Here is a 12,528-nt window from a genome sequence, read left to right on the forward strand (position 1 = left end):
GTTTGGGGTATTCTTATATGAAAGCAGAGTCTGATCCGTTTATGCTTGAAGACTTTGATAATGTTGAGATTTCCGAAGGTGATATCACTTCAAACTCACTTTTGCTTTTGGCAGGGTATAAGTACAACCAATATCTTGGCTTAGAAGCAAGATATACAATGAACCTTGGAGATCCTGAGTTTGATTATGGAAGCTTGCCTGCAATAGATTTAGATGGCGACATGACTAATATCGGTATCTATGCAAAAGGGATGTATCCTGTAACTGAAGCATTTGATGTGTATGCATTGCTTGGATACGGTCAGGTAACGATCGATACTGATTTGTTTGGCGATCTTTCTGAGTCAGGTTTCCAATGGGGTCTAGGTGCAAGTTATGCAGTAACTGAAAATATCGGTGTATTTGCAGACTACACAAGATTGTATGATGATACCGGATTTGACGGTTTACTTGATGTAGAGGGTGTAGATATCGCAGTTGATTCTATCAATGTGGGTATGACGTATACTTTCTAAGCAATAGATTGGTGCCAACAGGAGCAACGGCTTTTGTTGGTATAATATCTGCAATTTCTTCTTTCTTTAGTTATAAAAATCACAAAATTTCTTACATTTTAAAATTTCCCCCATTGACTTTTTTTATATTAAAAGATATAATTTCTTTGTAAATTAAAAAAACAAGGAAAAGACAATGAAAAAGATTACAGTTTCAATCGTAGCAGCATTGGCAATGAATGCGTTTGCATTCGCAGGCGGAGATATTGCTCCGGTAGAACCGGAAGTAANNTGGGGTATTCTTATATGAATGCTGATGTGGATGGATACGGAGATATTACTGCAAATTCAGCACTATTGTTGGCAGGGTACAAATACAACCAATATTTGGGTCTTGAAGCAAGATACACAATGAATGTAGATGATCCCGAGGTTGATTCTAGTATCGCAGATTTAGATGGTATCGAAGGTGATGATATGACAAACATCGGTATCTATCTTAAAGGAATGTATCCGGTAATGGAAGCATTTGACGTGTATGCATTGCTTGGATACGGCCAAGTAACATTTGAAGCTGACAATTATGATGTTGATGTATCTGAATCCGGTTTCCAATGGGGTCTAGGCGCAAGTTATGCAGTAACTGAAAATATCGGTGTATTTGCAGACTACACAAGACTTGTATGATGACGAAGGGTTTGACGGAACACTTATAGCATCAGATTTCGTTGTTGATTCTGTAAATGTAGGCGTAACATACACTTTCTAGGGTTATGCCTTTATCTTGCTCTGCAACCGGGATATCCTGGCTGCAGCTCTTTCTTCAATCATTTTCTGCTTTTGCGTGATAAAAATACCATTTACTTTTTCAGTACTTCAAACCTTAGATTATTTATTGGCACGGAAAATTCTTATCCTCAAGAATGGCATACCCTTTTTTAGAAAGAGAAGAGAAATTTTATTCTACCGTCACCGATTTGGCGAGGTTTCTTGGCATATCGACATCATTCCCGAGTCTTACGGCAATTTCCAGTGCAAGCAGTTGGGTAACCACCATCATCTCGAAAAATTCGAGCATGGGATGGGTATCATAGGCAGTTTGTATGAAGTCGTCCGCCAATCCAAAAGGCTCAGGTGAAATTGCCAGGATGGTTGCATCGCGGGCACTCAGCTCTTCGACGTTGGATTTGATCTTATCGTAATGCATCGTTTTTGGCATCAGTGCAACGGTAAAAAGTTCGCTATCGGCTAAAGCGATGGGACCGTGTTTCATTTCGCCTGCGGGGTACCCTTCTGCATGAAGGTAGCTGATCTCTTTAAGTTTTAGTGCTCCTTCGAGTGCAAGAGGATAAAAGATATCTCTTCCGATAAAAAAGAAACCGTGTCCGTGCAGATAGCGTTTGGAGAGCCTATGTAATTTTTCATGAAGCACATCGGTTACGATAAGGGCTTTGGGGGTCTGAAGCATGGCGCCTATTTCAGCAGTAAGGGTTTCTTGTGAAATAGTCTGTTTTCGTTGGCCCATATGCAACGCAAGCATCCAAAGCACCATTGTTTGGGTGGCAAAAGCTTTGGTGCTGGCAACCCCCTTTTCGATGCCGGCACGCGTGAGAATCGCAGCATCGCTCTCTCTGACGATGGAAGAGTTGTCCACATTGCAGATACTTAGACTTTTAAGTCCTGCTTTTTTTGCCATTTTCAGTGCTTCAAGTGTATCGGCAGTTTCTCCGCTTTGTGAAATGGTGATAAAAAGTGTATCATTGGTTAGCAGCGGCTCTTTGTATCTAAATTCAGAGGCAATTTCAACATTGCAGCGTATTTTTGAAATACGCTCAAAAAGGTAGGACGCGGCAAGGGCAGAGTGATAGCTGGTGCCGCATGCACAGATCTTCACAGCGTGGATCCCGTCAAAAAAAGCTGCATCCAGCTCTTCAAAATCGACCCTATCATCAAGTATGCGGCCCATTATCGTTTCACCCATCACACGGCTTTGTTCATAGATCTCTTTTTCCATAAAGAAACGATAGCCTTCCTTTTGCGCAAGTATTTTGTCTGAAGAGAGCGTTTGTTTAATAAAACTCTTCTCGCCACCGGTGTTGTAGAGTTTGACTGTACCCGATTTTGCGTAGCCGTATTCACCATCCTCTAGATAGTAAACCTCTTTAGCTTTTCCTATGATAGGCGTATCGGAGGAAGCAAAATAAATCTCATCGCCATCAAATCCTATGAGCATCGGGGAACCGTTTTTGGCAAAGAAGATAGTATCGGGCGCTGATTCCGAGATAAGAAGGGTGGCATAAGCACCTTCGAGTCTATCAATCGTTTGCATAAATGAGGCAAAAGGGTTGTTTGATTGTTTGTGGTATTTTTCAAAAAGATGCACAATGGTTTCGGTGTCGGTTTGACTTAAAAAGTTTACGCCTTCTGATTGCAACTCTTTTTTGAGTGTTTGGTAATTTTCAATAATGCCGTTATGTACGACATAACTGTATGCTCCAAGGTGCGGATGGGCATTGAGTTCGGTAGGTTTTCCGTGTGTTGCCCAGCGTGTATGCCCGATAGATACGCCAAAACCGTCCGTTTGGAAATTTTTAGTTTTTTCCCGAAGATTTTCGAGTTTTCCAACAGCCTTAAAGCTGTTAAGTTTTTTGCCTTCTATAACAGCGATGCCTGCCGAATCATAACCTCTGTACTCAAGCTCTTGCAAGCCATCAAGCAAAATCTCTCTTTTTTCTCTTTTTCCCAAGTATCCGACAATTCCACACATTTTTAAATTCTTTCTTATTCTTTTTTTGTAAGTTTCGCGATGATTATATCGATATTATGACAAAAGTTTCCATTTTTTTCGATAAGAAACATGTCTCTGACACTATTTTTGAGACTATGTACTTTTGCAGTTGCAATTTCAATGTTGAGTGTATCAAAAAGATGGAGGACATATGCAAGCAATCCTTTTTGATTTTTGCAGTGCAGATACATACTCCCGTACATTTGTGAATGATCACAATCGATTTGTATTTCGTTTTTTTTGATCACGGGTACCAGAAATGTATTTTGTTTTTGACCATCAAGCGCATCATGTATCATTTCTTTTATAAGCGGGGTTTCATCTTCGTTTATTTTGAGAGCAAAATCGATTTTATAGTATTTGTATCCATCAAAAAGTTTACAGATATCCATATTGACAACATCAAGATGTGCGAGTTTGCTCAACAGATAGCTAAGATTGAAAGAGTGGATACAAACGATCTCAAGGGTAAGATGATCATCATTGTGAATTTCGTAAGCATAGGAGGCAGTCTCAAAAGCTTTTTTGGAAATGGAAATTATTTTTTCGGGAGGATAACGTAAAAAAAGCAGATTGGAAGGAATCATTAAGATTTTGTTTTGCTGTAATTTATTTAAAGAAAGAAATACAGGATGCTTTTTAAGTATTTGCTCTTTTTTGATGCGCTTGGCTGTTTCGTCAATAACTTCGGTATGTTCCAAAGATTTAATTGACTGGAGGTATAGCATTTTGATGAGTTTTGCATTAAATGAGTTGTAGATTCCTTCTCCTACTCCATTCATGTCAGCATAGGTTAAAACATAGATCATATCTAAAAGAGTTTTATTTTTAAAATGTGAAACAAACCTTAAGATTACTTTTTCATTGTGCAAATCTTCACGTTGGGCTACCTTGCTCATCAGAGTATGATGGAGGATAAGTGTTTCACCCATTTCAATCAGCTGCAAATCAAAACCAAGTTTATTGGCAAATAGTTTAAACAAGGAGACTCCCACCTGATGATGATCTCTTTTGCGGCCTTTCCCCGCATCATGCAACAGTGTGACAAGTTTAAGTAAAGCTTTTTCTTCAGCGCTAAATGCTTGAAATAAATTTTCAATAAATACATCATTAATATTTTCTAGATGGCGCACACATTCTAGTGAGTGAATTTCCACAGCAAATTGGTGATAGCCGTCAAATTGCGGTAGAGCAATGACTTTTTTTAGGGGCGGGATAGCATAGTCCAAAAGTTTTGCAGTAGAGAGTATCTTTAAGATATTGTAGCTGCGGGGCTGAAAGAAGATGTGTTTGATACTCAGGAGCATTGACTTGCTGTGGCGCGACGGTTTGTTGGTTCTGATAAGTTGCGCAAGAAAAGTAGGATGGGCGTCAAACGTTTTTTCTTTTTGATCACAAAGTTGTCTTAAAAGTGTATGCAGTTCCCTTTTTTCTCCCTGAGGATAGATGCAAGGACCGTAGATGTCGGCCGCAATATACTCACGCGAGAGAGATTCGAGCCAAATGATGCTGTAGAGTCTGATCGTTTGCAAACTTTCTATCACTTTTTTGGCAAATTTCATATGTTCGCTTTTGCTCATTTTGTAACCAAGAAGACGTGCTGTGTCAGGAAGAAGATCCAGGCGCAGCGTATCTTCTTTTTTGTGTGCAACAAGATGAAGGGCGGAGCGCACACGAAAAAGAAATTCCAAAGCGATGCGAAATTCTCTATAGTCATTTTCGTCGACGATGCTTGAGGGGAGATTCTTGATGCTATTGACATTGTAAAGTATTTTTCCTATCCAAAACACAAGGTTTGCATCACGAAAACCGCCAACACCCTCTTTGAGGTTGGGTTCCATAGTCAAAGGAAATTTTTCATGTTTGTATTTTTGCTCTTCAAATTTCAATTTTATGAAAACTTGAGGGCTGTCATGGCGGATTTGACGAATGGCATTTTGTGTTTCTATCCAAATAAAATTTGATCCTTCGATAAATCTTGATTCAATCAAAGCTGTTTTTATGGTGATATCTGTTTTTGAAACGGCATAAAGTTCCTCAACGGTGTGTACCCGGTGGCCCAGTCTGAGACCTGTATCCCAGAGGATATAGAGTATTTTTTCTATCATCTCTTTGAGATTGTATCCCTTGATATCTTTATAGACGATCATTAGATCAATATCAGAATGAACACAGAGCTGCTCTCTTCCGTAGCTGCCAAGAGCAACAAGGGAGAGCGGAAGTGCATTTTTCATAGGGGTATAGTCACCAAACATCTCTCTTTGAGCTACTTTGTAGATGATCTTTAATATCATATCTATTTTTTTGGTGTGCTTGACAAGAAAATCTTTCCCGCCGGAAGTCATAAAGGTTTCTTCAAGTGTATCCAAATAGGCACGGATCTCTTTTTTAAGCGCTTTTGCTATCTGAAAATCTGCTGCATTGGCATAGATAAGATCTTCAATTTCAGCTTTTAGGCTATTCATTGAGCCCTCCCTAAACTTTTATTGCTATAATACCCAAAAACTACTATGGACTTTTACTATGGACTTGATACAAAAAGTAAAAAACAAAGAACGCTTAAATCAGAAAGAGGGTGAAGCGCTTTATGATTTGGACCTTTATACTTTGGGTGAACTTGCGGATGCTATTCGCAAAGAAAAACATGGAAAAAAAAGTTATTTTAATATCAACCGCCATATTAATCCAACCAATATATGTGCGGATATTTGTAAATTTTGCGCATATTCTGCAAGCCGCAAAAATCCAAATCAGTACACTATGTCTCACGAACAGATACTTGATATTGTTAAAAATTCTTATGCAAACGGGGCCAAAGAAGTCCATATTGTCTCGGCGCACAATCCTAATGACGGCCCAGAGTGGTATATGGGCGCTTTTAAAAAAATAAAAACAGCTTATCCCCGGCTTCACATTAAGGCAATGACGGCAGCTGAGGTGGATTTTTTGTCCAGACAGTATGGATTAAGCTATGATGACGTACTTGATATGATGATAGAAAATGGTGTAGATTCTATGCCCGGAGGCGGGGCAGAGATCTTTGATGAGAAGGTAAGAGAGTATCTTTGCAAGGGTAAAGTTACATCCGAACAATGGCTTAAAATTCATCAAAAATGGCATGAAAAGGGCAGGGAAAGTAATGCAACAATGCTATTTGGGCATATAGAAACAAGAGCGCATCGTATTGACCATATGCTTCGATTGCGTGATTTGCAAGACAAAACAGGCGGATTTAATGCTTTTATTCCGTTGGTTTATCAAAGAGACAACAATTTCTTAAAAGTAACCCATTTCCCTACAGGGCAAGAGATTCTTAAAACTTATGCGATCTCGCGTATTCTTCTTGATAACATTTCTCACATAAAAGCGTACTGGGCATCAGCCTCTATCAATCTAGCTCTTATTGCGCAAGAGTTTGGCTGTGATGATCTTGACGGCACCATAGAAAAAGAGTCCATTCAGTCTGCCGCAGGTGCGGCCAGCAGTCATGGCATGAAATTGGAAGATTTTATTGGATTGATCAAAAATTCCGGTTTCATTCCGGTTGAACGGGACAGTCTTTATAATGAGTTAAAAAGCTATGCATAGACTATATTACAGCTACAATGATTTTCGCAAAGATTTAAAGGCTTTGACCAAAAAAATAGATAAAGATTTTGATGCTATTTTGGCCATCGCAAGAGGCGGCTTAAGTATGGCACATATGCTGGGAGAATATTATAATATCAGAAAAGTATATGCAGTCAATACGATCGGATATGAAGATACGCAAAAGCTTCAAAGCGTGACGGTATTTAATATTCCAAATTTGCAAGATGTCAAAAGTGTATTGATTGTTGATGATATTGTCGATAGCGGTGACACTCTGGTTGAGATAATGAAGACTCTAAAAGAAGCGTATCCCCAAACAAATTTTTATACCGCTTCGCTTTTCTATAAAAAAAGTGCTAAAATAGCGCCAAATTGGTACGTAAAAGAAGCAAAAACGTGGATTGATTTTTTTTGGTGCACGGATCTAGGAGATTAAATGGTATTAATGATTGATAACTATGATAGTTTTACCTACAATGTAGTGCAGTATTGCAGAGAGCTTGGGGCAGACTTAAAAGTTATCCGTAATGACGAGATGACTGTTGAAGAGATAAAAGCGCTTCATCCTGAAAAAATTATTCTCTCCCCCGGCCCTTCCACCCCCGATGAGGCAGGTGTGACACTTGATGTTATTAGAGCATTCGCGGATACAACGCCTATTTTTGGTATTTGCTTAGGCCACCAAAGTATTGCACAGGCATTTGGCGGAGAAGTGGTGCGCGCCAAACATATGATGCATGGCAAAACTTCACAAATTGAAAGAGATGCAGAAACACCGATCTTCAAAGGTATTCCCAAAGAGTTTAGAGCAACGCGTTACCATTCGCTTACGGTAAAAAAAGAGACACTGCCTCAGAACATCATCCCCACCTCTCACAGTAAGGACGATAATGAAATTATGTCTTTGCAGATTAAAGACAAGCCTATCTATGGAGTTCAGTTCCATCCGGAATCCATCATGAGCGAATACGGTCGCGAAATGTTGAATAATTTTTTAAAACTTTAAGCTCGCCTGATGAAACAACAGTATTTTTGGGCCGCACTTTTTATTTATATCATTGCTGTTTTTTATCTCGCTTCTACAACACCCATCAGTCCGCACGAAGCAAAAATACTCTATGGTTCGCAAGAGATTTCAGCTATACTTATGCAGTGGGGCAAAGAAGCAGTGGACGGCTTTTTGGGCTTAAGGCTGTTTTCAATTTTTTTTGGAATGTTAAGTGTAGGACTTTTTTATCAAGTAAGTCGGAATTATCTGAATAAAAAAGAAGATGCCTATTTGGCGACATTTATTTTTATATGGTTGCCGGGTATTCTTACAGCAATGAGTTTGGCAAACAGTGCAATTATCGTATTGCCCATAGTGTTACTTTTTGTGCTATGGTATGAAAAAGGCTATTTTATAGCACTGATACCTTTGATGTTGGGACTTTTTTTTATTCATCAGGCGTCTATTATTTTTTTTGTAGCTCTGTTTCTTTATGCCTTGATGAATAAAGATAAAAAACTTGCTGTTTTGTCCGCCTCCTTTTTGATTGCATTCCTTTATTTGGCAAAAGGTATTACAATAGGAGGAAGACCTTCGGGCCACTTTGTAGAAATATTTGGACTCTATGCAACTATTTTTTCCCCTTTGTTATTTCTTTATTTTTTTTACGTGATGTATCGTATTTTGCTTAGAGAGAAAAAAACATTACTGTGGTATATTTCGTTTACGGCATTGGCATTTTCTTTATTGCTTTCTGTCAGACAACGGGTATCTATAGCGGATTTTGCTCCTTATGTCATGATCGCAGTGGTGGTAATGCTTCATGCTTACAATAACAGTATTCGTGTGCGCTTGCCCCAATTTCAAAAATATTACCGTCGAGGCTTTTATGTTGTGATGGCATTGCTGATAGTTAATACACTATTGATCGTGTTTCATAAGGCACTTTTTTTCAGCATGGATGATCCAAGTAAGCATTTTGCCTATCGCATTTACAAACCTTATTTGTTAGCGCAAACACTAAAAAAACAAAAGTTGAATTGCTATGATTCGCAGCAGCAAAGAGAAGGCTATCAGTTGAGATATTATGGCATTTCTTCTTGCAGCAAAAAGTAGAAAATGCTTCTTTCCTATGTTTCTAAAATACACAGTATTTTATTTTTTTCTTATGGTTTGCATTATCTGCTCTAAAATTAAACCCTTCGAGTGTTACACTATGAATAACTAAATTAAAGGAGAACTCGATGGCTCAAAAGGCGATTAGAGAATATGATGCTAAGTCGATTTTGGCAAAGCATTGGAATGAATACTTTCCGAACTTTACGTATACATACGAAACAGTTTTGGTTCAGAATGGATCAGAATTAAAAGAAATTGCGAAAGAAAAAACATGGGTAAAAGAGAAGGCTTTGGTTGCTAAGCCTGATATGCTTTTTGGCAAAAGAGGCAAGAATGGACTTGTTCTTTTTAGGGACCAAAAACCGGGTGATGTTTCTTTGGATAAAGCTGCATCATGGATTGATGAAAAATCAAGCGCCAAACAATCAGTCTATTTCTCATTTGATGGAGATACGCCAAAGGGTGAACCGAAAGTGGATATGCTTACCCACTTTATAGTTGAGCCGTTTACCCCACACGCTCAAGAAGAAGAGTATTATATATCTGCTACCTGTGTAGGCGACAATGATGTTTTATATATGTCTGCCGAGGGCGGCATGGAAGTTGAAGAAAATTGGGATAAAGTTATTGAAGTTTCATTTCCAATTACTGCAACCGAAGATGAGATAGCTGCAAAGATTAGAGCAAATATACCAAAAGATGTAGCCGCTAAAGATAAAGATGCTTTTGCTGAATTTGCAATAGGTTTTTTTAGGGCATACAGAGAGTTAAATTTTGCATACCTTGAGATCAACCCGTTTGTTATGCAGGGCAGTAAAATAGAACTTTTAGATATGGTTGCAAAACTTGATGATACGGCTGGCTTTATGATGAGAGAGCAGTGGGGTGATGTAGAGTATCCGACTTCATTTGGCATGGAAGAGAAATCACCTGAAGTACTTGCTATAGAAGATGCCGACAGCAAATCCGGTGCTTCACTTAAGCTCACGATACTCAAGCCAGAAGCGCGTATTTGGACAATGGTTGCCGGCGGCGGCGCATCGGTCGTCTATGCCGATACTATTGCAGATCTTGCTGGCATTGAAGATTTGGCCAATTACGGCGAATACAGCGGCGGACCAACAACAAGTGAGACTAAATTTTATGCTGAGACCATACTTGACCTTATGACAAGGCAAAAAGATGCCAATGGAAGAGATAAAGTGCTTATCATCGGCGGAGCAATCGCAAACTTTACTGATGTGGCAAAAACCTTTACCGGCATCATTCAGGCATTTGAGAATTATGCGGATAAAATGAAAGAAATCGGTATCAAGATTTATGTAAGAAGAGGCGGGCCAAACTATGAAAAAGGTCTCAAGGATATCAAAGAGGCGGCAGATAGATTAGGTCTTTGGATTGATGTTTATGGACCAGAAACACATGTGACTGACATTGTAAGAATGGCAGTAGAAGGGTAAGGAGAGAAGATGGCACAATTATTTACTAAAGATACACAAGCAATTTTTTGGAACAACAACACAACAGCTATCCAAAGAATGTTGGACTATGATTACACTATCCAAAGAAAAACTCCTTCAGTTGCAGCAATTGTTGCACCTACAAGCGGAAGCAAATTTGAGAAATTCTTCTGGGGCGCAGATGAGATTATGGTCCCGCTTTATAAAAACACAGAAGAAGCAAAAGCAGCACAGCCGCAAGCTGATGTTCTGTTGAATTTTGCATCATTTAGAACAGCATATGACGTAACGATGGAAGCACTCAACATCGGCGGATTTAATACCATCATGATCACCGCAGAAGGTATTCCTGAAAGATTGGCGAGAAAGATGAATGTGGTTGCTAGAGAAAAAAATGTTACCGTAATAGGACCAGCTACTGTTGGAGCGATCGCTCCGGGCGCATTTAAGATAGCAAACATCGGCGGTACAATCGAAAACATTATAAGCTCCAAGCTTCATAGGGCAGGTTCGTGCGGACTTGTGACCAGATCAGGAGGATTGTTTAATGAGCTTTCAAATATTATCGCGATTAATGCTGACGGTATTGCCGAAGGTGTTGCGATCGGCGGGGATAGATTTGTAGGTTCCGTATTTATTGACAATCTCCTCAGAATGCAAGAAAATCCGGAAGTAAAATACATGCTGCTTCTTGGTGAAGTGGGCGGCACTGAAGAGTATAAAGTGATTGAGGCGGTTAAGTCAGGAAAAATTACTAAGCCTATTATCGCATGGTGTATTGGTACGATTGCCAAATATTACGACAGTGGCGTTCAGTTTGGTCATGCCGGCGCATCTGCAAATGCTGAAGCAGAGACAGCGGAAGCAAAAAACAAAGCAATGGCTGAAGTGGGGATGTTTGTTCCTGAGTCGTTCAATGATTTGCCAAACAAGATCGCCGAAGTATATAACGACTTGAAAACAAAAGGTATGATAGGCGATATAGCGGAGCCTCAGATGAATACTGTGCCAAAAGTGAGAAAAAGTAAACAGTTTATCTGTACGATTTCTGATGACAGAGGTGACGAGGCAACATATGCCGGATTCCCCATTTCTTCATTGGCTACGCCCGACACAGGTAAGGGCATTGGCGATGTTGTATCGTTGCTTTGGTTTAAAAAGCAATATCCGAAATGGGCAACAGATTTTATTGAAACAGTCATTAAAACAGTGGCAGATCATGGTCCTGCAGTATCGGGTGCTCACAACGCAAAAGTAACAGCACGCGCAGGAAAATCAGTAGTTGAGGCACTAGTAACAGGTCTTCTTACTATTGGACCTAGATTTGGCGGAGCGATTGACGGCGCAGCCAAATATTTTAAATATGCCGATGATAACAAGTTGACCCCGACAGAGTTTCTCAATTATATGAAAAATGAAGGTGTGCCAATTCCGGGAATCGGTCACAGAATCAAATCTCTTAAAAACCCTGACCTTAGAGTGGAGGGGCTCAAAAAGTTTGCCAATGAATATTTTCCTGCAACGTCGTTGCTTGATTATGCCTTGACTGTTGAGCAGTTGACCACATCGAAAAAAGAGAACCTGATTCTTAACGTTGATGGCACAATCGGCATCTTAATGGTTGATATGTGGAGGGCTCTTGGGTATAGTGAAGAAGAGATTAATGAGTTTATTGAATCAGGTACACTCAATGCTTTCTTTATCGTTGGTAGATCGATCGGATTTATCGGTCATGTTCTTGACGAGAAAAGATTGGCTATGCCGATGTATAGACATCCAATGGATGATATTCTGTATGATGTCAAAATGGCTGAAAAAATCTAATCAAAATCACTTTGTTTGTCTAGAGGCATGACATTTTGGTTGTGCCTCCTGATATCTCGCTGCGTTTTTCTTATTTAGTTTTACATTACATGCTTTAAAACATTTATTTTTATCATACCCTCTTCTAAGAAGAGGAATCTCCTTTTTTCTTTTTTTTGTGTTGCTTATGGCATAGATAATAAAAGCACTTAGGCAATGTTTTTAAAAAGACGGTATATATCTTAGATTAAGCTATTTTTCCATATATAATGTAAGTAAACAAAA

General features: G+C 39.2%; 9 protein-coding genes and 1 pseudogene. 8 read left to right on the top strand and 2 right to left on the bottom strand.

Going from position 1 to position 12,528, the window contains the following annotated elements:
• Nucleotides 1-17 precede the first annotated feature (17 nt).
• Both CFH81_04300 and CFH81_04305 read left to right on the top strand, forming a co-directional pair.
• Complete coding sequence (locus CFH81_04300) at nt 18-515, top strand: hypothetical protein (protein DAB40597.1); 498 nt, start codon at nt 18-20, stop codon at nt 513-515.
• Nucleotides 516-690: 175 nt separating this feature from the next.
• Nucleotides 691-1,263: pseudogene (locus CFH81_04305) on the top strand (hypothetical protein).
• Nucleotides 1,264-1,452: 189 nt separating this feature from the next.
• Here the strand turns inward: CFH81_04305 and glmS are convergent.
• Both glmS and CFH81_04315 read right to left on the bottom strand, forming a co-directional pair.
• Nucleotides 1,453-3,261: a glutamine--fructose-6-phosphate transaminase (isomerizing) gene (gene glmS / locus CFH81_04310; GenBank protein DAB40589.1), complete on the bottom strand. Its 1,809-nt coding sequence runs from the start codon at nt 3,259-3,261 to the stop codon at nt 1,453-1,455.
• Between the two features lie 14 nt (nt 3,262-3,275).
• Nucleotides 3,276-5,747 (bottom strand): nucleotidyltransferase, encoded by a 2,472-nt coding sequence (locus CFH81_04315; protein DAB40590.1) that lies wholly within the window; start codon nt 5,745-5,747, stop codon nt 3,276-3,278.
• A gap of 58 nt (nt 5,748-5,805) precedes the next feature.
• Here CFH81_04315 and CFH81_04320 point away from each other — a divergent pair, with 58 nt between their 5' ends.
• The 6 genes from CFH81_04320 (at nt 5,806) to CFH81_04345 (ending at nt 12,264) form a co-directional block, all read left to right on the top strand.
• Nucleotides 5,806-6,870: an aminofutalosine synthase MqnE gene (locus tag CFH81_04320; protein ID DAB40591.1), complete on the top strand. Its 1,065-nt coding sequence runs from the start codon at nt 5,806-5,808 to the stop codon at nt 6,868-6,870.
• Nucleotides 6,863-7,309 (top strand): nicotinate phosphoribosyltransferase, encoded by a 447-nt coding sequence (locus tag CFH81_04325; GenBank protein ID DAB40592.1) that lies wholly within the window; start codon nt 6,863-6,865, stop codon nt 7,307-7,309. Before CFH81_04320 ends, CFH81_04325 begins: the two co-directional genes overlap by 8 nt.
• Complete coding sequence (locus tag CFH81_04330; GenBank protein DAB40593.1) at nt 7,310-7,879, top strand: aminodeoxychorismate/anthranilate synthase component II; 570 nt, start codon at nt 7,310-7,312, stop codon at nt 7,877-7,879.
• 9 nt (nt 7,880-7,888) lie between these two features.
• Complete coding sequence (locus tag CFH81_04335) at nt 7,889-8,977, top strand: hypothetical protein (GenBank protein DAB40594.1); 1,089 nt, start codon at nt 7,889-7,891, stop codon at nt 8,975-8,977.
• 128 nt (nt 8,978-9,105) lie between these two features.
• A complete protein-coding gene (locus CFH81_04340) occupies nt 9,106-10,440 on the top strand; it encodes an ATPase (protein DAB40595.1) in 1,335 nt (444 codons plus the stop codon).
• A gap of 9 nt (nt 10,441-10,449) precedes the next feature.
• Nucleotides 10,450-12,264: an ATP citrate synthase gene (locus CFH81_04345; protein DAB40596.1), complete on the top strand. Its 1,815-nt coding sequence runs from the start codon at nt 10,450-10,452 to the stop codon at nt 12,262-12,264.
• The last annotated feature ends 264 nt before the right edge of the window (nt 12,265-12,528 follow it).

The organism is Sulfurovum sp. UBA12169 (genome assembly GCA_002742845.1).
GTDB lineage: Bacteria > Campylobacterota > Campylobacteria > Campylobacterales > Sulfurovaceae > Sulfurovum.

What these genes read in the sequence shown, in the direction of transcription:
- CFH81_04300 (DAB40597.1), top strand. Translation starts at nt 18, where the DNA reads ATGAAAGCAGAGTCTGATCCGTTTATGCTTGAAGACTTTGATAATGTT.
- glmS (DAB40589.1), bottom strand. Translation starts at nt 3,261, where the DNA reads ATGTGTGGAATTGTCGGATACTTGGGAAAAAGAGAAAAAAGAGAGATT.
- CFH81_04315 (DAB40590.1), bottom strand. Translation starts at nt 5,747, where the DNA reads ATGAATAGCCTAAAAGCTGAAATTGAAGATCTTATCTATGCCAATGCA.
- CFH81_04320 (DAB40591.1), top strand. Translation starts at nt 5,806, where the DNA reads ATGGACTTGATACAAAAAGTAAAAAACAAAGAACGCTTAAATCAGAAA.
- CFH81_04325 (DAB40592.1), top strand. Translation starts at nt 6,863, where the DNA reads ATGCATAGACTATATTACAGCTACAATGATTTTCGCAAAGATTTAAAG.
- CFH81_04330 (DAB40593.1), top strand. Translation starts at nt 7,310, where the DNA reads ATGGTATTAATGATTGATAACTATGATAGTTTTACCTACAATGTAGTG.
- CFH81_04335 (DAB40594.1), top strand. Translation starts at nt 7,889, where the DNA reads ATGAAACAACAGTATTTTTGGGCCGCACTTTTTATTTATATCATTGCT.
- CFH81_04340 (DAB40595.1), top strand. Translation starts at nt 9,106, where the DNA reads ATGGCTCAAAAGGCGATTAGAGAATATGATGCTAAGTCGATTTTGGCA.
- CFH81_04345 (DAB40596.1), top strand. Translation starts at nt 10,450, where the DNA reads ATGGCACAATTATTTACTAAAGATACACAAGCAATTTTTTGGAACAAC.